This window comes from Aquimarina sp. EL_43 (assembly GCF_943422735.1).
Classification (GTDB): Bacteria; Bacteroidota; Bacteroidia; order Flavobacteriales; family Flavobacteriaceae; genus Aquimarina; species Aquimarina megaterium.
Map to the genome: position 1 here is coordinate 5686615 of NZ_CALSBR010000001.1, position 21319 is coordinate 5707933.

The 21319-nt window shown below is 32.5% G+C and carries 23 protein-coding genes; 17 read left to right on the plus strand and 6 right to left on the minus strand.

The features are described 5' to 3' along the window. Positions 1–136 precede the first annotated feature (136 nt). Entirely contained in the window at positions 137–1411 is a 1275-nt protein-coding gene (gene glyA / locus NNL09_RS24225) for a serine hydroxymethyltransferase (protein WP_196911437.1), read from the minus strand. A gap of 343 nt (positions 1412–1754) precedes the next feature. On the opposite strand from glyA, the gene fahA reads away from it, so the two are divergent. The 4 genes from fahA (at position 1755) to NNL09_RS24245 (ending at position 5834) form a co-directional block, all read left to right on the plus strand. Then, positions 1755–3035, plus strand: a complete 1281-nt coding sequence (fahA, locus tag NNL09_RS24230) for a fumarylacetoacetase (protein WP_025664033.1) — start codon at positions 1755–1757, stop codon at positions 3033–3035. 107 nt (positions 3036–3142) lie between these two features. Next, positions 3143–4330: a hypothetical protein gene (locus NNL09_RS24235; RefSeq protein ID WP_196911436.1), complete on the plus strand. Its 1188-nt coding sequence runs from the start codon at positions 3143–3145 to the stop codon at positions 4328–4330. Positions 4331–4400: 70 nt separating this feature from the next. After that, a complete protein-coding gene (locus NNL09_RS24240; RefSeq protein ID WP_025664031.1) occupies positions 4401–5000 on the plus strand; it encodes a Crp/Fnr family transcriptional regulator in 600 nt (199 codons plus the stop codon). A 414-nt stretch (positions 5001–5414) separates the two neighbouring features. Further along, positions 5415–5834: a group III truncated hemoglobin gene (locus NNL09_RS24245; RefSeq protein ID WP_196911435.1), complete on the plus strand. Its 420-nt coding sequence runs from the start codon at positions 5415–5417 to the stop codon at positions 5832–5834. A 1-nt stretch (position 5835) separates the two neighbouring features. On the opposite strand, the gene ytxJ is transcribed toward NNL09_RS24245, so the two are convergent. After that, a complete protein-coding gene (gene ytxJ / locus NNL09_RS24250; protein WP_025664028.1) occupies positions 5836–6231 on the minus strand; it encodes a bacillithiol system redox-active protein YtxJ in 396 nt (131 codons plus the stop codon). Between the two features lie 202 nt (positions 6232–6433). Between ytxJ and clpB the strand changes: the two genes are divergently transcribed. The 6 genes from clpB (at position 6434) to NNL09_RS24275 (ending at position 12003) form a co-directional block, all read left to right on the plus strand. Then, positions 6434–9034 carry an ATP-dependent chaperone ClpB gene (clpB, locus tag NNL09_RS24255; protein ID WP_196911434.1) on the plus strand — a complete coding sequence of 867 codons (2601 nt, stop codon included), beginning with the start codon at positions 6434–6436 and terminating at the stop codon, positions 9032–9034. 213 nt (positions 9035–9247) lie between these two features. Continuing rightward, positions 9248–9895, plus strand: coding sequence for a hypothetical protein (locus NNL09_RS24260; protein ID WP_196911433.1), 648 nt, complete (start codon positions 9248–9250; stop codon positions 9893–9895). A gap of 116 nt (positions 9896–10011) precedes the next feature. Continuing rightward, a complete protein-coding gene (locus tag NNL09_RS24265) occupies positions 10012–10608 on the plus strand; it encodes a TetR/AcrR family transcriptional regulator (RefSeq protein WP_025664025.1) in 597 nt (198 codons plus the stop codon). A 54-nt stretch (positions 10609–10662) separates the two neighbouring features. After that, positions 10663–11145, plus strand: a complete 483-nt coding sequence (locus tag NNL09_RS24270; protein ID WP_025664024.1) for a thioesterase family protein — start codon at positions 10663–10665, stop codon at positions 11143–11145. A 55-nt stretch (positions 11146–11200) separates the two neighbouring features. Then, on the plus strand, positions 11201–11326 hold the full coding sequence (locus tag NNL09_RS26240) for a hypothetical protein (protein WP_255409709.1): 126 nt from the start codon (positions 11201–11203) through the stop codon (positions 11324–11326). A 164-nt stretch (positions 11327–11490) separates the two neighbouring features. Beyond that, on the plus strand, positions 11491–12003 hold the full coding sequence (locus NNL09_RS24275) for a histidine phosphatase family protein (protein WP_196911432.1): 513 nt from the start codon (positions 11491–11493) through the stop codon (positions 12001–12003). Here the strand turns inward: NNL09_RS24275 and NNL09_RS24280 are convergent. After that, entirely contained in the window at positions 12000–12749 is a 750-nt protein-coding gene (locus NNL09_RS24280) for a DUF6503 family protein (protein WP_196911431.1), read from the minus strand. The two genes, NNL09_RS24275 and NNL09_RS24280, sit on opposite strands and share 4 nt — an antisense overlap. 210 nt (positions 12750–12959) lie before the next feature. On the opposite strand from NNL09_RS24280, the gene NNL09_RS24285 reads away from it, so the two are divergent. After that, positions 12960–13316 (plus strand): DUF3887 domain-containing protein, encoded by a 357-nt coding sequence (locus tag NNL09_RS24285; RefSeq protein ID WP_025664021.1) that lies wholly within the window; start codon positions 12960–12962, stop codon positions 13314–13316. A gap of 94 nt (positions 13317–13410) precedes the next feature. Continuing rightward, complete coding sequence (smpB, locus tag NNL09_RS24290; protein ID WP_025664020.1) at positions 13411–13869, plus strand: SsrA-binding protein SmpB; 459 nt, start codon at positions 13411–13413, stop codon at positions 13867–13869. 63 nt (positions 13870–13932) lie between these two features. On the opposite strand, the gene NNL09_RS24295 is transcribed toward smpB, so the two are convergent. Both NNL09_RS24295 and NNL09_RS24300 read right to left on the minus strand, forming a co-directional pair. Next, entirely contained in the window at positions 13933–14955 is a 1023-nt protein-coding gene (locus NNL09_RS24295) for an ankyrin repeat domain-containing protein (RefSeq protein ID WP_196911430.1), read from the minus strand. Between the two features lie 45 nt (positions 14956–15000). Continuing rightward, entirely contained in the window at positions 15001–15642 is a 642-nt protein-coding gene (locus NNL09_RS24300) for a protein-L-isoaspartate(D-aspartate) O-methyltransferase (protein ID WP_196911429.1), read from the minus strand. Between the two features lie 151 nt (positions 15643–15793). Between NNL09_RS24300 and NNL09_RS24305 the strand changes: the two genes are divergently transcribed. Genes NNL09_RS24305 through NNL09_RS24320 form a run of 4 tightly spaced genes read left to right on the plus strand, consistent with a single transcriptional unit; the run spans position 15794 to position 19556 of the window. Further along, a complete protein-coding gene (locus tag NNL09_RS24305; RefSeq protein ID WP_025664017.1) occupies positions 15794–16759 on the plus strand; it encodes a Gfo/Idh/MocA family protein in 966 nt (321 codons plus the stop codon). A 41-nt stretch (positions 16760–16800) separates the two neighbouring features. Beyond that, positions 16801–17688: a 3-hydroxybutyryl-CoA dehydrogenase gene (locus tag NNL09_RS24310; RefSeq protein ID WP_074409360.1), complete on the plus strand. Its 888-nt coding sequence runs from the start codon at positions 16801–16803 to the stop codon at positions 17686–17688. 33 nt (positions 17689–17721) lie between these two features. Then, positions 17722–18318, plus strand: coding sequence for a M23 family metallopeptidase (locus tag NNL09_RS24315; protein ID WP_196911428.1), 597 nt, complete (start codon positions 17722–17724; stop codon positions 18316–18318). Next, positions 18318–19556 carry a DUF1015 domain-containing protein gene (locus NNL09_RS24320; protein WP_196911427.1) on the plus strand — a complete coding sequence of 413 codons (1239 nt, stop codon included), beginning with the start codon at positions 18318–18320 and terminating at the stop codon, positions 19554–19556. The genes NNL09_RS24315 and NNL09_RS24320 overlap by 1 nt, the downstream gene beginning before the upstream one ends. A 107-nt stretch (positions 19557–19663) precedes the next feature. On the opposite strand, the gene NNL09_RS24325 is transcribed toward NNL09_RS24320, so the two are convergent. Further along, the gene (locus tag NNL09_RS24325) at positions 19664–20299 is read right to left on the minus strand and encodes a jacalin-like lectin (protein WP_025664013.1); all 636 of its coding nucleotides are present in this window, start codon (positions 20297–20299) and stop codon (positions 19664–19666) included. A gap of 317 nt (positions 20300–20616) precedes the next feature. On the opposite strand from NNL09_RS24325, the gene NNL09_RS24330 reads away from it, so the two are divergent. Next, positions 20617–21279, plus strand: a complete 663-nt coding sequence (locus tag NNL09_RS24330; RefSeq protein ID WP_196911426.1) for a YggS family pyridoxal phosphate-dependent enzyme — start codon at positions 20617–20619, stop codon at positions 21277–21279. The last annotated feature ends 40 nt before the right edge of the window (positions 21280–21319 follow it).

The following is a 21319-nucleotide window of genomic DNA, read 5'->3' on the forward strand; positions in this document are numbered from 1 at the left end:
CACTGTCATGTTATATGACAGTGCACTTTCTTTTAATTTCATATTTAAAACAAACTGGCTTACGCTTTTTTCCATGTTGTAAAAAATTGCATTTACAAGTGAGCTAAAAAAATCTAAAAACCAATTTAATAAAGTATTATCCTACAAATAAAGGCTTATCTGCCATCATCGCATTTACATCATCTGCGATAGTATGTAGTTTTTCTTCGCTTTCAACATTTTGGATTACCTGATCGATCAATTCGACAATAGCTATCATATCATTTTCTCTCAATCCTCGAGTGGTAACAGCTGCTACACCGATACGAATTCCTGATGTTACAAACGGGGATTTATCATCAAATGGCACCATGTTTTTATTTACCGTAATTTCTGCAACACCCAATGCTTCTTCTGCTTGTTTACCAGTTACTCCTTTATTTCGTAAATCGATAAGCATCATATGATTATCGGTACCGCCAGAAATAACTTCATACCCTTTCTTTACGAATGCTTCGGCCATAACTGCTGCATTTTTCTTTACCTGCACGATATAATGTAAAAACTCATCTGTTAATGCTTCTCCAAATGCGATTGCTTTTGCAGCAATAATATGCTCTAATGGGCCTCCTTGATTACCAGGAAATACGGCACTATCAAATAATGAAGACATCATTCGTTTTTTACCATTTTTTAAGGTTATCCCAAAAGGGTTTTCAAAATCTTCTCCCATCAAAATAAGCCCCCCTCGTGGTCCTCGCAATGTTTTATGAGTTGTCGTAGTCACCACATGACAATGTGGTACAGGATCAGAGATTACTCCTTTTGCAATTAACCCTGCAGGATGAGCAATATCTGCAAAAAGAATTGCTCCTACACTATCTGCTATCTCTCTAAATCTTTCATAATCAATCTCTCGCGAATAAGCAGATGCTCCTGCAATAATCAATTGCGGTTTTTCTGCTGTAGCTATTTCCTGAATCTTATCATAATTTAACCTTCCGGTCTCCTTCTCTACCCCGTAAAAAACAGGAGTATATAATTTACCCGAGAAATTAACCGGTGAACCATGAGTCAAATGTCCTCCATGAGAAAGATCAAAACCTAATATTTTATCACCTGGTTTAAGACATGCATGATATACTGCTGTATTAGCTTGTGAACCAGAATGAGGTTGCACATTAGCATATGCTGCGCCAAACAATTCTTTAGCTCTATCAATAGCAATCTGTTCTATAACATCTACTACGGCACATCCCCCGTAATAGCGTTTACCAGGGTATCCTTCGGCATATTTATTAGTAAGTACAGACCCAGCAGCTTCCATCACTTGTTCACTCACAAAGTTTTCTGAAGCAATAAGTTCTAATCCGTTGATTTGACGTTCTTTTTCGTCCTGAATTAAATCAAAAATTTGTTCGTCGCGTTGCATGAATTTATTATTTATTAGTAAAGGCGTAAAAATAGGAAATCCATTCCTTAAATCGACCTAAATAGTCCCTAATAAATAAGAACATCTTGTTCTTTTTCTGAATTCATGTTTCCTGCCATACATCACTGATAATTTTGCATTAATACTGATCAAATATTACGAAGTGAAACATTTTTGGGTTTCAAAAAAACGCAACAAATAAGTAATCTCATCTTGGTATTGTACTATTAATAACATATCTTATCATTATTTTAATTATTTTTCACATAATTAAAAACTTTTAACCATTCGAAAATTATATATTTGATCATAAAAATTACCAACAACATATAAAAGAACAATAATGCCCATAACTGCAAATTATCCAGATAGAAAGACATGGATTGAAACATTTCCTAATACGGATTTTCCTATACAGAATATTCCTTTTGGTGTATTTCTTACCCGAGATGATATTATTACTATAGGAACCAGGATTGGTGATACTGCTATTGACCTAGGAGCGCTTCATCAACTCGGTTATTTTGATGGGATCCCATTAACAGATGATATTTTTTTACAGGATTCTTTAAATGATTTTATTTCTGATGGAAAAAAAACATGGAGATTAGTTCGTAATAGAATTGCTGAAATTTTTGATGCCGAAAACAATTCCTTAAAAAATAACGAAAAACACAGGCAAGAGGTTTTATTCTCTCTAGATGAAATCGAAATGCAACTACCGGTTAGCATTGGAGATTATACTGATTTTTATAGCAGTATCGAGCATGCAACTAACGTAGGAAAAATGTTTAGAGATCCCGAGAATGCTTTGCTTCCTAATTGGCTACATATGCCTGTTGGATATCATGGCCGCAGCAGCTCTATTATTCCTTCTGGTATCCCTGTACACCGACCACAAGGTCAAAAACTAACCAATGGTGCTAAAGAACCTATTTTTGGTCCTTCGAGACTAGTTGATTTTGAGCTCGAAATGGCTTTTATTACTACCGATGCCAACCAATTAGGTGAACCAATTCCTATCGAAGAAGCAGAAGATTATATATTTGGAATGGTATTATTTAATGATTGGAGTGCAAGAGATATTCAGAAGTGGGAGTATGTTCCACTAGGTCCATTTTTAGGTAAAAACTTTGCTTCATCTATATCTCCGTGGATTGTAACTCTTGATGCTTTAGAACCTTATAGAACAGACGGACCTAAACCACTAAAAAAGCAACTATCTTACCTTCAATATAAAGGAAAAAAGAGTTTCGATATAAACCTAGAAGTTGCCATTCAACCAGAAAAAGCAGTAGAAACTGTTGTGTCTAAAAGTAATTTTAAGCATATGTACTGGACAATGGCACAACAACTTACTCATCATACAGTAAATGGATGCCCCGTTAATTCTGGAGATCTTATGGGTAGTGGAACATTATCTGGCCCGACACCAGATTCGTATGGGTCAATGTTAGAATTAAGCTGGCGTGGAGAAAAACCTCTACAACTTAATGAAGGAGGTAGTCGTAAATTTATTGATGATAATGATACTGTGATTATGAGAGGGTATTGCGAAAAAGACGGAGTTCGAATTGGATTTGGTGAAGTCTCTACCAAGTTACTCCCTGTGTTTAAAAAATAAAGAACGTACAAACCATTATATAACCTCGGAAAAATAGTTTTCGAGGTTTTTTTATTATCTTTTGGCATCAAAGTTGTTTTCAATACCCAAATCAAAATATTATTGATATGAAAAAACTACTACTCCTACTACTTACAACTACAATTATTTTTTCATGTAGCAGTGTTAAAAAAACTGAAAAGGCACTTAACACAGGAAATTATGATCAAGCTATAAATATTGCTTTAAACAAGCTTAGAACAAACAAAGGAAAAAAAGGAAAACAACCTATTATCCTTATGCTAGAACAAGCATATGCAAAAGCTCTAGATCGAGACAATAATGCCATTGCATATCTAGAAAAAGAAGGAAATCCTGCAAACCTTGAACGTATTTATAATACATATTTATCCCTAAAGAATAGACAAGAACGTATAAAACCATTGTTACCACTATATCTTGTTGAAGAAGGTCGTAACGCTAACTTTATGCTACACAACTATGATCAAAAGATTATAAATACAAAAGATAAACTTTCTCAATACTTATTTAATAATGCCAAAGCTTTATTAACCTCTGCCAAAAGAAAAGCAGATTATAGAGCAGTATATGAAGATTTAAACTACCTGAACAAAATTACTCCTAACTACAAAAATACGCGAGAGATGATTGATGAAGCTCATCAAAAAGGGACCGATTTTGTAAAAGTAACGATGAAGAATAGAACCGATGTTATTATTCCTAAGAGACTAGAAAGTGACTTACTTAATTTTGGAACATATGGCCTTAATGATCTATGGACAGTATATCATAGTCAACCTCAAAAATCTATCCCATATGATTATGCTATGGAAGTAGAATTAAGAGAAATTAATATATCTCCAGAACAAATTAAGGAGCGTCAATTACAAAAAGAAAAGTTGATTAAAGATGGTTGGGAATATCTACTTGATGAAAATGACGAAATCGTAATTGATGATAAAGGCGAAAAAGTGAAAGTAGACAGAATGGTAAAAGTACATTGTGAGTATTATGAATTCACACAGTTTAAAGCTACGAATGTTGTGGGTAATGTTCAATATCGAGACTTAAGAACAAGACAACTGCTAGATGCTTTTCCTATTGCAAGCGAATACGTTTTTCAACATATTTATGCAAATTATAATGGAGACAAACGAGCTTTAGAAGATGGTTTGTTAGGATATTTAGGGTTAAAATCAGTACCATTTCCTTCTAATGAGCAAATGGTATATGATTCTGGAGAAGATTTAAAAAACAAATTGAAGAATATTATTACTAATTATCGTTTTAAATAATACATTACACTATAATTATAATGTTATTCGATCTTAATAGATTGGTACTACATAATAGAGAATTGTAAGTATGATCGATCACACAAGTTTACTTAATTCGGGGGCGGTACTAAAAAAATATAAACGAGGAGAGTTTCTTTTTAGAGAAGGTTCTATTGCCCGTTATTATTATCAGGTACACCAGGGAGAGATTAAAATGAATAATTATAATCAGGAAGGGAAAGAATACATACAAGGTATTTTTACCAAAGAAAAAAGCTTTGGTGAACCTCCTTTATTTGCAGATTTTAAATATCCAGCCAATGCAGAAGCTATTGTAGATTCTGAGGTCTGGCAATTACCAAAAGAAAAATTCTTAAAATTTTTAGAAGAAAACCCTGATATTCATCATAAATTCACCAGTACACTAGCTTTACGGTTATATTACAAAGCAATTATGGTCTCTGAAATATCTACTCAAGAACCAGAACATCGTATTCTTAGAATTCTTGATTACTTCAAAAAAAATAGCGACCCAAACACAATAGAATCAAATACATACAAAGTAGAACTAACCAGACAACAACTTGCCGATCTAACTGGATTACGCGTAGAAACTGTTATAAGAAGCATCAAAAAACTAGAGCAAAAAGGAGAACTCTTTATTAAAGACAGGAAAGTATATCGATAATTTTCACCTTCAATTTACTTTTTTATGATTAAGATCATAAAACCATGACGCTTCCTTGAAATACCTTTGAATAACACTAAAAGTAATTGTTATGTATTCGAAGTTATTAAAGGATTTTAAGGAAATGTATATGGCATATATACCATTAATGATTATTCTTTCCAGTTGTTTAGGGTCTGTTGCAGCAATGTACATTCTTATGCAGGACAGATCTTTTTCGCAAGTCGTTCAATTATCTCTTTGCGTAATCGTTTGTATGGCATTTAATGCATCTATTCTAGCTCAAATGAAAGCTAAATTTGTATTCAATCTATTAATTGCGAGTCTGGTAATTAATACTCTTTTAGTATTACTGAATATCGCCTTTTATTAATGTAAATAAGAAGCTATAAGACTTCTTAGAACAAAAAACAAATGAAAGTGATTCCTAAAAATGATATCAGAAATAGAGATGATGTAGCAATCTTAGTTTCTATATTTTATAAAAAAATCAGAAAAGAAGAGCACTTAGGCCCTATTTTTAATCATATGATAAAAGATTGGGACAAACATTTAGATAGATTAATCGATTTTTGGGAAACCAACCTCTTATTTGTTCCAAAATTTAAAGGAAACCCAATTGAAATTCATAAACAAGTAGATCGAACATTTAATCATAGCATTACAAATGTACACTTTGGAATATGGTTACAACTATGGATCGCCACAATAGACGACCTTTTTGAAGGTGAACTCGCTACTTTAGCTAAAAATCGCGCCAGAAAAATGAGTACAACATTATTCGTAAAAATGTTTCAGGATAGACCTTCTCACAAAATGATTCCAAACAAATAATTTATACAAACTGATGCAATACCTGAGGTGTAATCATACTATGTGAAGAGTGATGCACGGTAACGCCATTTCTAATAACAATAAATTGTGGTGATTCGTGAAATACTTGAAATTTTGCAGCTACTTCTGCAGATACATCACGATGATTCAATAAATCAAGATAATACAAATCTATTTGATCTTCTGTAATATCAAAACTGCTTTCAAAATTACGAATTACCATTCTACTAATACCACAACGAGTCGAATGCTTAAAAATAGCCTGCGTTTTAGTCTTTGATGCCTTTGTAATTTCCTCTAATTGCGAAACAGAATTAAGTACTTGCCATGGCAAAGCTTGTTTTTCTTGCTTAGGCTCTTTCTCTTCTGATCCAAATAATTTACCAAATATTCCCATTTTTTTCTTTAATATGAATGACCACAAACTTAGTCAATTGATTTTTAAAATTGACTATAATCATATATTGGTCGTAACAAAATTCGTAACTTTACATTACGTCAAAAAGTCAGCAAAACCAAGTAATTACAAGACATTTTGACGCATTACCAAAGTAGGAATATTATTTGATTCTCTACTAGAAAACTCAAAATAAGAGACTATGAATTTTAATAATTTCACTATAAAATCACAAGAAGCCATACAACAAGCTCAACAGCTTGCTCAAGGTTTTGGACATCAACAAATAGAAAATGAACACATTTTTAAAGCTATTTTTAATGTAGATGAGAATGTGCTTCCATTTTTGCTAAAAAAGTTAAATGTAAACCTCGATCTTTTACAACAAGTTCTTGATAGTACACTAGAAAGCTTTCCTAAAGTTTCTGGTGGGGAATTACAGCTATCAAGAGAGGCCGGAAAATCATTAAATGAAGCAAGTATTATTGCTAAAAAAATGAATGACGAGTATGTTTCTATTGAACATCTGGTGATTGCCATTTTTAAATCTAAAAGTAAGATTGCACAAATCCTAAAAGATCAGGGAGTAACAGAAAAACATTTAACCGAAGCTATTAATGAGATCAGAAAAGGCGAGCGAGTAACATCGCAAAATGCCGAAGAGACCTACCAAGCTCTAAGCAAATATGCTAAGAATCTTAACGAAATGGCAGAAAGCGGAAAATTAGACCCTGTTATTGGTCGTGATGAAGAAATCCGAAGGATATTACAAATCCTTTCTCGCCGTACCAAAAACAATCCAATGCTGGTTGGTGAGCCCGGAGTAGGTAAAACTGCTATTGCCGAAGGATTAGCTCATCGAATTATTGCAGGAGATATTCCCGAAAATCTAAAGAACAAACAAATTTTTTCTTTAGATATGGGAGCATTAATTGCCGGAGCCAAATTTAAAGGAGAATTTGAAGAACGTCTTAAATCTGTTGTAAAAGAAGTAACTTCTAGCGATGGCGACATCGTACTATTTATTGATGAAATCCATACTCTTGTAGGTGCAGGAGGTGGCCAGGGAGCTATGGATGCTGCTAATATCCTAAAACCAGCTTTAGCAAGAGGAGAACTTCGCGCAATTGGAGCCACAACTCTGGATGAATATCAAAAGTATTTTGAAAAAGATAAAGCTCTGGAAAGGCGTTTTCAAAAAGTTACAGTCGATGAGCCGGATACAGAAAGTGCGATATCTATTCTTAGAGGAATTAAAGAAAAATATGAAACACATCATAAAGTACGTATAAAAGACGAAGCTATAATCGCTGCGGTAGAATTGTCACAGCGCTATATCACAAATAGATTTTTACCCGATAAGGCTATTGATTTAATGGATGAAGCTGCTTCTAAATTACGAATGGAAATTAATTCTAAACCCGAAGAACTCGATGTGCTTGATAGAAAGATTATGCAACTTGAAATTGAAATCGAAGCCATAAAACGAGAAGACGATGAAACCAAGTTAAAAGCACTTAATGGTGATCTTGCGAATATTAAAGAAGAACGTAATGAGATTTTCTCTAAATGGCAAAACGAGAAAGAAGTTGTAGACGCTATTCAAAATGCAAAAACAGATATTGAAGAATTTAAACTTGAAGCAGAACGTGCAGAGAGGAATGGAGATTATGGAAAAGTAGCCGAACTACGATATGGAAAAATAAAAGAAGCTCAAGAGCGACTGGATGAATTACAAAAGCAGTTAAATGAGCAACAAAGTAAATCTTCACTTATTAAAGAAGAAGTGACCAATGATGATATTGCAGAAGTAATAGCAAAATGGACAGGGATACCGGTAACCAAAATGCTACAAAGTGAACGCGAAAAATTGTTGGTACTCGAAGAAGAATTACAAAAACGTGTAGTTGGACAAACCGAAGCCATACAAGCTGTTAGTGATGCTGTAAGAAGAAGTCGTGCAGGTTTACAAGATCAAAAAAAGCCAATCGGATCATTCCTATTTCTAGGAACTACCGGGGTAGGTAAAACAGAATTAGCAAAAGCGCTGGCAGAATATCTCTTTAATGATGAAACTGCTATGACCCGAATAGATATGAGTGAATATCAGGAACGTCATGCAGTAAGCAGACTAATGGGTGCACCTCCCGGATATGTAGGATATGATGAAGGTGGGCAATTAACTGAAGCGGTTCGAAGAAAACCATACTCTGTAGTCTTACTAGACGAGATAGAAAAAGCACATCCAGATACGTTTAATGTGTTACTACAAGTATTGGATGAAGGTCGTTTGACCGATAATAAAGGTAGAGTTGCCGATTTTAGAAACACCATCATTATCATGACCAGCAACATGGGTAGCCATATTATACAAGAAAAATTTGAAACCATCAAAGATATGGATACCGCTATGGAAGCTGCCAAAGTTGAAGTATTAGGGATATTAAAACAATCTGTTCGTCCAGAGTTTTTAAACAGAATAGATGATATCATTATGTTTTCTCCGCTTACCAAAGCTAACATCAACGAAATTGTAAAGCTTCAGTTAAAACATGTTTCTAAAATGCTGGCAGAGCAACACATAACTTTGGATGCTACAGAACAAGCTATAGCCTATCTTTCTGAAAGAGGTTTTCAACCAGAATTTGGCGCCAGACCAGTGAAACGTACAATTCAAAAAGAAGTTTTAAATAAACTATCAAAAGAAATTCTAGCAGGTAAAATTTCTACAGAAAGTGTAATTTTACTTGATGAATTTGATAGTAATCTAGTATTTAGAAATCAGGAAAATTTGGTTTCTTAATTAATCTATAATAGTAATTTTACCTAAAAACAGAGCTATTGGTTTAAAAAAAATCAATAGCTCTATTAGTTTTAAACAAAAAAATCAACAATATTATATTTTGTTGAGCAGCACGGATTACGGTTTTACCGTAGATATTAACAAAATTATTCCTACAATGGTTAATAACTAAATAAAGAAAAAAACAAGGTTTTTAAGTACATTGCTTCCTCAATGAGACCAACCATATTGTTTGCACTTTTATTAATTTCACACATCTCCCTGGGCCAAAGCAAAAAGGGAGCCTTATCTGATATTAGAAATAAATATCAATTAATCCGAGAATTAGTAGATACCAATACACTTAGACAACACCATACCGATTATTCTTGTGATGAATCAACAGAAAAAGGGTCGCTTACTTTTTATTATAATGGTACCGAGTTAAAACATATCGTACACACATATACTCTAGGGCATGTAAAATTTAGAGATGAATTTTATATTTGGGATAATCAATTATTTTTCCAATATGCTATTCATAAGGTCTGGTATAAAGATTATGAAAGAAGTCGTTCTGGTAAGCTCAGGCTAGCAGATGTTGTATTAACACTTGAAGAACGCTTTTATTTTAAAGATAGAAACGTTATAAAATGCCAGTTTAAAGATTTTGAAAATAGGAGTAGTAGTCCAAAAAAAATCAAAACTAACAATATTAGAAACATAAATGTGGGATGTGATCAGGCTCAAGTTGCTCTTGAAAAATTTGATCTTTTACTCGATTTTCAAAAAATGAAGATAGAAGATGCTTGTAACCTACCAAAAAGTATTACCAATACAGAACCTTTGGATCATATTTATGGTAATATCCGCCAGAATTAAAGATTCCTTTTTTTATTAAGCTCTCTTCAAAACATGTTAAAATAAAATATTTGTGATGTTAAAAAATATACCGATTGGTATTTTTTAGTATATTTGATTATATTTTTTAGTAAAACATGCTTACCAAAGCCGAACAAACTGCAGAATTTATAATTCAAACTGTTGCTCCCATTTTTAACAAAAACGGGTATGCTGCAACAAGTTTGAGCGACATCACCAAAGCTACCGGGCTTACTAAAGGTGCTATCTATGGTAATTTTAAAAATAAAGAAGAATTAGCTATTGCTGCTTTTAAGATGACCGAAGGAAATATGATTGGTCGAATAGCCGATCATCAAGCTTTAAGTAAATCACCTATCGAGAAATTGTTTTTGGTTACCGACTTTTATCGAAACTATTATAATTTTACTCAAGAGGTAGGCGGCTGCCCTGTACTTAATATGGGAGTTGATGCAAAATATCAGGTTCCTGTTCTTTTTAAACACGTAAAATCTGCAATCTCTAAAATCCAGAACAATGTTGCTAAACTTATAGATGCCGGAAAAGAATGTAAAGAAATAAAAGAGGAAGTAGACTCGATGCTATATGCAAAACGATTGTATAGCATGATCACGGGGGCTATTTTTATGACCCATACTATGGAAGATAATAGTTATTTACTTGAAACCATGGATCAGATAGATGCTATGATCCATAAAAACCTAAAACGATAATTATCATTTTTTTTAACTATAAATATACCGATTGGTATAAAAATAAATTAAATCATGACATTAACTAAAATACCAGAAAGCAAAGCAAAAATAAGATTTCAGGATTGTGACCCTTTTAACCATCTTAATAATGCAGCATATATTAATTATATGATCAATGCACGAGAAGATCAGATTGATCAATACTACAACCTTGATATTTTTAAACTAGCAAAAACCGAGGGCATTAGTTGGGTAGTAGGCACAAACCAGATTGCTTATTTAAAACCGGCCTTACTTATGGAGAATGTTATTATCGATTCTCAACTTATACGATATACAGAAAATCAATTACATGTAGAAATCAGAATGTGGAACCATGATAAAACCGAGCTTAAGGCTATATTATGGAGTTCTTTTGTACATTTTAATTTATTACAACAAAAGCGTTGGAATCACGATCAACAACTCATGGAGCTATTTAAAAACATAATAGAACCCATATCTGCTACTAGTTTTGAAGAAAGAATTTTACAATTAAAACCACAAAAAGTGTAACATTTCCATTTTTTATTCGTCTTAATATAGAACGTAACCATTTAAAACTGGCCATATGAAATCTTCTGGCGATTTAGGCTCTTCTAATAAAAGAAGAAGCTCCTATATTTATATAGGATTTTTTATCATTGCTATTCTATCCATGGGTATCGTTATTTGGCAAATGGGAATGTTAGAATAATAGAATCAGGTATAAAAAAGTTATTATTATTTTTATAATAGCTATTTTTATACCTGATATTATTTAGTTTTATGTCATGACTTAAGCATAATTTAAAATTTCAATACTTCCGAAATAATAATTATGCAGTACTGTCTGGCCTCTAAGACAATAAACACAAACAAATGAAACCTATATTCTTTTTACTTATTTTTCTTTCTTCTTGGGTTGGTTCTTGTCAAAGTAATGCACCTCAACAAGAAGTAACTACTACATATTTTTTAGTTAGACACGCCGAAAAGGATCTTAGCGATCCAAGTAATCGAAATCCAAACCTTACAGAGGCTGGAAAAATGCGATCAGAAAACTGGGCAAAAATGCTTGTTGATGTACCGGTAGATATGGTATATACCACAGACTATATTAGAACCAGAAAAACGGCAGAGCCAATTGCCAAAAGTAAAAATGTAGAACTCACTTTATATAATCCTAGAAATTTAAACGATATCGAGTTTCAGGAAAAAACAAAAGGAAAGACCGTTGTGGTTGTTGGTCATAGCAATACAACACCTTCCTTTGTTAATAAAATTATTGGTAAAGAAAAGTATAGCTCTATAGATGAAAAAATCTATGGAAAGCTATTCATTATAAAAATTACTGGTGATATAATTACCGATACAGTGCTTACTATAAACTAACAACAGTCTCTTTCAATATAAACATAAATATCCTCTAGCTCTATTTTTGAAAGTAATTTTAGTTGCTTTTTTTCAAATAGTTTATCCAGTTTATGTAGTGGTGTGGTTAAGTCTTCTGTTTTATAATTTTTATAATCTACAAAACGTATTCCGTTTATATTTCTTGGATCATAGGCTTCTCTAAATCGTATTCCTCCCCCATTCACAGCATATTTATATGCTAGATAATCTACGGTAAAGTTCTCCTTGTTGATCCAGTACATAAACTCATCTTCAAAATCGGTTCCGCCGCCTTCTTGATCAAAAGTTACTTTAATTTTATAATACAAGGATCCATTGATAACCGATTCACCAACTAGTTTTTTATGTACTGCCGGAGCATTAAGTCCATACGGAAGGCTAGCAAAATAATGTACAGAATTCACTCCATCACTTATTTTTGTAATCAAAGAATCTGCAACTGCTACAGGGCAATTCTCTATAGTCCTTTTTAAACCAGAATTATTTATCACATCATGAGTTATCCCTTTAGGTCCATTTACAAATCTCTCTAATTCATATACTCCTTCTCCTCTTTTACTTCGATATTGTTTCCCTCTAAAAACGAAATGTATAATGGCCCTATCATAATTAGTTCCTCCTGCCTTTTCTATTGTTTTATCCACTATTTCCTGAGCAGAAAACTGGGAAAAAGCAGCGGTAACAGAAGAGAAAACAAATACTAATACTATAAAATAACGTTGCATAAAAATTGCTTTAAAAAACTAAATTAATCTTTCTCTTTTCATTAATTGTAACAATTTTGTTAAACTAAATAACAGATACAACTAATTATTTTTTTAGACGAAAACCCAGTTTTATACTTACTCTATAAAATGTGAATTGAAGGTTGTTTTTTTTTAATTTTAACGAAAAGATAATTATTTTGCAATACCTAACCCCAAAATGAGAATGCTATGAAATATATAATCTTACTGTTAACTTGTTTTACCATTCAATATGGTTTTGCCCAGGATGCGAGTACTTATGAAAGTACGACAAAGACTTTTCTAGAAAATTTTAATGCACAAGATGTAAATGCTATTTTTGATATGTACACTTCAGAAATGCAAGAAAGTATGACAAAAGAGGGGGTATCTAATTTTATAAATGGTTGTTTCGAGCAATTCGGCAGTATAAAAAAGATAACTTTTGTTGAAACTGCCGAAGGGGTTTATAGTTATAAAGTAGCATTTGACAAAGCAACTTTAGCGATGGACCTTCAACTTAGTGCAGATGGTAAGATTTCAACAATACAATTTCAAGAGCTATAAAAAGTATTTAGAATATTCGTTTTTGTTTAAAGCTTTCTTTCAGGAAAGCTTTGTACTTTTGTAGGCGTTTACAAAAGTATTTCGGAATACACATATGAATCCAAATAAAATCAACATATTAAACCGTAAGGCCAAATTTGAATATGAATTCCTGGATAAATATACTGCAGGAATCAAACTCGTTGGCACAGAAATAAAGGCTATAAGAGAAGGAAAAGCAAATATTGCAGAGAGTTTCTGTGAGTTTAATAACAATGAATTATTTGTTATTAATATGCATATAGAAGAGTATTCTCATGCCACTTATTTTAATCATAATCCCAAAAGTGAACGGAAACTATTACTTAACAAAAAGGAGTTAAAAAAACTTGAAAAAGAAGTAAAAAACTCTGGATTAACCATTATACCAACCAAATTATTCATAAATGATCGTGGGCTAGCAAAGCTTAATATTGTTCTTGCACGTGGTAAAAAGATGTACGATAAACGAGAAACAATTAAAGACAGGGATAATAAAAGGAATCTTGATCGTATTAAAAAAGAATATAGATAATTTACGCCATGAAAATTGTATAAATTACTAACACTATTTTTTTAATAAAACATCTAATTACAATCAAACACTATTACCCAATAATTCTTCTATTATTTTCTTTACAGAAGTCGAATCGACTATAGACAATAGAGAATAAATTTCATTACATTTTTTAATATTATAATGATCTGCCAGATATTTTATCAAATTTATATCTTCTAATAAAACTGCTTGATGAAAAGCGGTAAAACCATCATTATCTACTGAGTATAAGTTCGCTTTTTCTTCTATAAAAAATTCTATTAAACTTCTGTTTTCTTTACTTATACTTGAAATTAAAGGTGTCGATCCTCTATATTTTTCACTTCGAACGTTAATATTTGCTCCCTTCTGCAGTAAAATTTTAGCCATTTCTACAGATTGCACCATAAGTAATATAGGGTCTTCTTCTGCTATGGATTCAATTCCATTATCTAATAATAATTCTACTAATTCAAAAAAATCGTTATTCACTGCATTCTGCAAGGGAGTTATAGATGAACTAGGTAAACCATTAGGGTTTGCTCCTCTATCTATCAAAAACTTCGCAATTGTTACTCCGGGTACAATATCATATTCTTTTTTTCTATCTCTTATTCGATATGGCTCTGTGCAATAATTTAGAAAAGGTACATCTGATCCTTCGTGCATATCAAGGTTAATACCTGTATCGATCAATATTTTTGCAATTTCGATATGCTCTCCTTCAATTGCTATTTTCAAAGTTGCCTGCAAACCTTCATCTGCTCCATTTTCTAATAAAAATTCAACTACTTTTTCATCCCCTTTTCGAGCTGCATGTTCTATTGGCAAAAAAATATCACACTCTACATTTACATCTACATTATAGGACAGCAGAAGTTTTACAACCTCTAACCTTTCGTCTTTTTTCCAGGAAGAAATAACTCTATAAAGTATAGTTTCAAAAGGGTATTCAGGTTCCTGATAATTAACATCTGCTCCTTCTTCTAATAACAATTTAATTTTTGTTATATCATCAGAACTATATTTTCTTTTGTCTACAAGCTTAAATAATTCTATTGTGATTGGCTTTTGTTCTTCCATAACACTAATTTTTAAAAGAGTATTATTTCAATACTTATTCTTTTTCTAATTCTTATCCTCTAACAAAGGAACAAATCTAAACTCTCCGAATTCTCGTTTTTCGAACTCTGTTTCACTTTTACGAACAAAAAGTGTCATTATTTGTACATCCTCTCCTACCGGGATTACTAGACAGCCATTAATTTGTAGTTGCCCTAATAATGGTTTTGGAACAAAAGGAGCTCCTGCTGTCACTATAATTCCATTGTACGGTGCATGCTCTACTAAGCCTTTATACCCATCTCCAAACGACAAGTGTTTTGGTCTATATCCAAGTTTAGACAAAAACAATTTTGTTTTTTTAAACAATTCTTTTTGACGTTCTATACTATACACTTTTGCTCCCATTTCGCATAAAACTGCAGTTTGGTATCCCGAACCAGTGCCAATTTCTAACACCTTATCCCCTTTTTTTATTTCCAATAATTCTGTTTGAAACGCTACAGTATAGGGTTGAGAAATGGTTTGATCTGCTGCAATCGGAAAAGCTTTATCCTGATATGCATGATCTTCAAATCCAGAATCCATAAATAAGTGCCTGGGTATCTTTCCTATAGCAGATAACACTGTTTTATTTTTGATTCCTTTTTTAATCAATACGTCTACTAATTGTTTTCTTTTTCCGGCATGTCTAAGGGTATCTTTCACTATTCTAAGGGTTATTTAGCAGGCTAAAATTACATAAAGATTTTAAAGATTTGCAAACTATTTCTTTCTTCGAACTAAAATTTTGCATTTTAGATATAATTAGGATTTAAAATTTATAAATAATACTATTTTTGTGTAAAATCAATATATTATGCTCAAAGCCGGAGTACTCGGTGCGGGACACCTTGGTAAAATCCATTTACGTCTTCTACAACAATCAGAAAATTATGACCTTATAGGTTTCTACGATGCTAGCGAAACCCAAGCTAAATCTATAGCAGAAGAATTTGGCTATCAACTCTTTAACTCTATTGAAGAATTAATTGATGCTGTAGATGTAGTTGATATTGTTACCCCAACTTTTGCTCATTTTGATGTAGCTAAGCAAGCAATAAAAGCAGGCAAACACGTCTTTATAGAAAAACCAATTACTAATACTGTAGCAGAAGCCCAACAGCTTATTGAGTTGGCAAATGCACATCATGTAAAAGGACAAGTAGGACATGTAGAACGTTTTAATCCTGCATACACTGCAGTAGCTAGCAAGATTGACAATCCAATGTTTATCGAATCGCACAGATTAGCAGAATTTAACCCCAGAGGCACAGATGTTCCTGTAGTTCTTGATCTTATGATTCATGATATAGATGCTATACTAAGTGTAGTGCACTCTGAAGTAAAACACATTAGTGCCAGTGGAGTATCTGTAATTAGTGAAACTCCTGATATCGCTAATGCTCGAATAGAATTTGAAAATGGTTGTGTAGCTAACCTTACTGCCAGTAGAATTTCTCTTAAGAATATGCGAAAATCCAGGTTTTTTCAGCGCGATGCCTATATCTCGGTTGATTTCTTTGAAAAAAAATGTGAGGTCGTAAAGATGAAAGATGCTCCTGAGACTCCAGATGATTTTGCTATGATATTGCAAAATGCCGAAGGTGTGAAAAAACAAATTTATTTTGACAATCCTAATGTTCCTTCTAATAATGCAATATTAGATGAATTAGACACCTTTGCAGAAGCCATAAAAAATGATACTACACCTGTGGTATCTTTAGAGCAAGGAAAAAAGGCATTAGAAGTTGCCTTAAAAATCATTGACTGCTTTACTCATTAAAAACAAAATTTACACATACATATCAAATAAACAATATACATATGAAAAACATTGCAGTAATCGGTGCAGGAACTATGGGGAATGGTATTGCACATACTTTTGCTCAAAAAGGCTTTAAAGTACAGCTTATTGATATTTCTCAGCAATCTTTGGATAAAGGCTTAGCTACAATCACAAAGAATTTAGACAGGATGATCGCTAAAGAAAAAATATCAGAAGCCGATAAGGAAGCTACACTTGCCAATATCTCTACTTATACAAATATCAAAGAAGGAGTAGAATATGCAGGTCTTGTTGTTGAAGCCGCTACAGAAAATGTAGATTTAAAGCTAAAAATTTTCAAAGAGCTTAGTGAGGCATGTCCAGAAGATACAATTTTAGCTTCTAATACTTCATCAATATCGATTACACAAATTGCTGCTGTAACCAATCGTCCTGAGATGGTTATAGGCATGCATTTTATGAATCCCGTACCTATTATGAAATTAGTTGAGATCATTAGAGGATACAATACCTCTGATGAAGTGACTTCTACTATCATGGAACTGTCTAAAACACTAGGTAAAATCCCTGTAGAAGTAAATGATTACCCTGGATTTGTAGCAAATCGTATCCTCATGCCAATGATTAATGAATCAATAGAAACTTTATATAATGGTGTCGCAGGAGTATCAGAGATTGATACCGTTATGAAATTAGGAATGGCACACCCTATGGGGCCATTACAATTAGCAGATTTTATTGGTCTTGATGTTTGCCTTTCTATTCTTAATGTAATGTATGATGGTTTCAAAAACCCAAAATATGCGCCTTGCCCATTATTAGTTAATATGGTTATGGCCGGTAAACTTGGAGTAAAAAGTGGAGAAGGGTTCTATGATTATTCTGAAAGCAGAAAAGCAGAAAATGTATCTAAGCAGTTTATATAGTTCGTAATTTAGTATTTACTTCCTGATTTTACGATGAACAAAATTCTGGTGCTCACTATAGCCTTAACCTTGATTTCCTGTAAAAACAGAAATGAAACATTCAGCCTTGCTATTGATGACAATCAAGATCCTTATCAGATCTACACTTCTCTTTTTGAGAAAAATCCAGAATTTATCGCTTCTGATTTTGATTATCCAATTGGTAAACCAAATGCTGAAGGCTATTATAATGCCCAAAAATTTAGAGAAAACAATCACTTAGGTGATGACTGGAATGGTATTGGAGGAGGTAATACAGATCTAGGAGATCCCATATACGCCATTGCTAATGGATATGTTACTTTTGCTAAAGATATTAAAGGAGGTTGGGGTAATGTTATAAGAGTAATACATAGGTACAAAGGAAAATATTATGAATCTGTATATGCACATTGCGATTCTATACTTGTAAAAGAAGGAGATTTTGTGAAAAAAGGTGCTTTAATAGCAACTATAGGTAATGCAAATGGCATATATTTGGCTCATTTGCACCTAGAAATCAGAGATGATATTTTTATGGAAATCGGTGGTGGATATGCAAATGACCGATCTGGATATCTGGATCCAACAAAATTTATAAATAATAATTAATGGCAAAAATTCATCCGTTTAAAGCTATACGACCAACAAGAGATAAAGTAAATCTGGTTGCTTCGAGATCATATCAAAGTTACACTTCTTTTGAGCGAGATTCTAGAATGGATTATAATCCTTATTCTTTTTTACATATTGTAAACCCTGGGTATAAATACCATAAGGAGATATCTGGCGAAGAACGTTATAAGTTAGTTCGAAATCGATATCTGGAGTTTAAAGAAGATCAAATTTTTATGCAAGAGGATAGTCCTTGTTATTACATTTACAAAATTGTAAATCGTGAACAAGAATCATTTTGTGGTATTATAGCTGCTGCCAGTACAGAAGATTATCATAATGATGTTATCAAAAAACATGAAGATACACTTCAAGATCGTGAAAGTACTTTTAAAGAGTATCTAAAAACAGTTGGCTTTAATGCAGAACCTGTATTACTTACCTATCCTGATAATGATTCTATTTCAAAAATTATTTCAGAAACCGTTGGAGCAAGAGCAGAATATGAATTTACAACTACAAATCGTGATACACATTACCTATGGAAAATAGAGGATCAAAAATCTATTCGCGAGATACAAGAAGCCTTTTCTTCTATTAAAACTATATATATAGCAGATGGCCATCATCGTTCTGCCTCATCTCACCTACTATCTCAGGATTTAAAAGAAAATAACCCTGAGCATAACGGTAATGAAGCTTATAATTTTTTTATGAGCTATTTGATCCCTGAATCTGATTTAAAAATTTATGAATTTAATCGATTAGTAAAAGATCTAAACGGATTATCCAAAGAAGAATTTCTAATCAAATTAGATGAATGGTTTCGTATCGAAAATAGAGGGCCAGAAGTATACAGGCCTTCAAAACCTCATCATTTTAGTATGTATATTGACAATGAGTTTTATTCGTTATATCTAAGAAAAACAACTTATGAATTTACAGATGCATTAGAGGAATTAGACGCACAGATTTTATATAAAACGGTATTAAAACCTATTTTAGGCATAGAAGATTTGCGTACAGATAATCGTATTGAATACTCACATGGTAAGAATGGAATTGTAAAAGTGAAAAGTGATGTTGATAATGGAGAGTACAAAGTTGGATTTGGACTTTTTCCCGCATCAGTAGAGCAAGTCAAAAAAATTGCAGACGAAGGATTAAAAATGCCTCCGAAGAGTACTTATATAGAACCAAAATTAAGAAGTGGTATCACTATTTATGAGTTTTAACATTAACAATCATTTTTATTTATAAACTATAAAGGATGCTTGAAATTCAAGCATCCTTTATCTTTTTTCAATACACTTTGGTTTTAAGAGAATTGAATAACTATACTTTATAGGGTATGCACATAAAACCCAATTCTATCAATATTTGATCCTGAACGGCCATAGAAACCTAAGATTTCAAATCCACTAGGTGGGATTGAAGCATTAAAATAGCTACCTCCATTACCGCCATGGGTAAATGTTTTTTTATTAGTATAGATGGTTAACTTATCCAAACGACTCCCACTTCTTCCTGAAATTCTTCTTATATGCTCATCACTGCTAAAAAAATGAAGGTAATAACTACCTCCATTACCACCTCTATTCACACCTATATAAATAGTACCAGAAGGTGATTTATAGTAAACGATCAATTTGTCTACCCTACTACCTGTTCTCATGGCAATTGCATGAATTCTTGTACCACTAGGAGGGTTTACACTAAAAGCACTACCCCCATTACCTCCAAAAGGGCCAATAGAGTACGAATATGCTTTACTACTACTTTCTGTTACATTCTCCTCAAGAGGGATAGCATTTTTTAATTCCTTAGGAAAGCTCTCCCATTCTACCGATAGAGAATTAGTGTCATCATAAGTGGGTAACTCCTGGGTATTTCCTACCTCTTCTTTTATCTCATCTTTCTGACATGAGATCATAAGACTAAACAGTGTTAATACTGCTAGAAAAATTGATTTTTTCATAAAAATTTAATTTAAATTGGTTAAAATAAAATTGTTAATTATCGCTTTTAACTTCCTTTATAAAAGCACATTAAGATACGATCGCTACCAAAATTCCTAATATTAATTAACATATATATGAGAGTTGTACGATTTAAGCCACGAATACTTTTGACATCTGTAAAAATTAGAAATATGACCTAAATACTTACCCTTTATCCAGGAAAAAAGAGATTAATTATTTCATATAAAAAAGATCAAAATTAGCCTTTGATTTATAAATAAATAACGAATAATCAATATCAATAAAAAAATGATTTTAGATATCTTTGCAAACTATGAATGATATCGAAAAAAACCTTCTCGAAATAAAAACATCAATTCCTGAAGGAGTTACTCTGGTAGCAGTATCCAAAACTAAACCTGTTTCTGATCTAATGAACGCCTATGATGCTGGTCAGAGAATTTTTGGTGAAAATAAGATTCAAGAAATGGCCGAAAAGTGGGAAACTATGCCAAAGGACATTAGCTGGCATATGATCGGGCATGTACAAACTAATAAGGTTAAGTATATGGCTCCCTTTGTAGATCTCATTCATGCAGTAGATAGTTACAAATTACTTAAAGAGATCAACAAACAAGCAAAAAAACATAATAGAACTATTAACTGTCTCTTACAAATCAAAATTGCTAAAGAAGAAAGTAAATTTGGTTTATCAGAACAAGATGCTATCACTTTATTAAACACCGAAGAAGTTAAGAATTTAACCAATGTTAATATTCAAGGGCTTATGGGGATGGCAACTTTTACAGATGATGAGCAACAAATAAGTGATGAATTTAAAAAGATTGCTTCTTTTTCTGAAAACATAAAAACAAAATACCCTCAACTAAAAACCTTATCGATAGGTATGAGTGGAGATTACAAAATGGCTATTGACTTCGGAAGCACTATGGTTAGAATAGGAAGTTCTATTTTTGGAGCCAGAAATTACCAATAACACATACTTTTTGATCATTAGTACTTGATTTACCAAATTG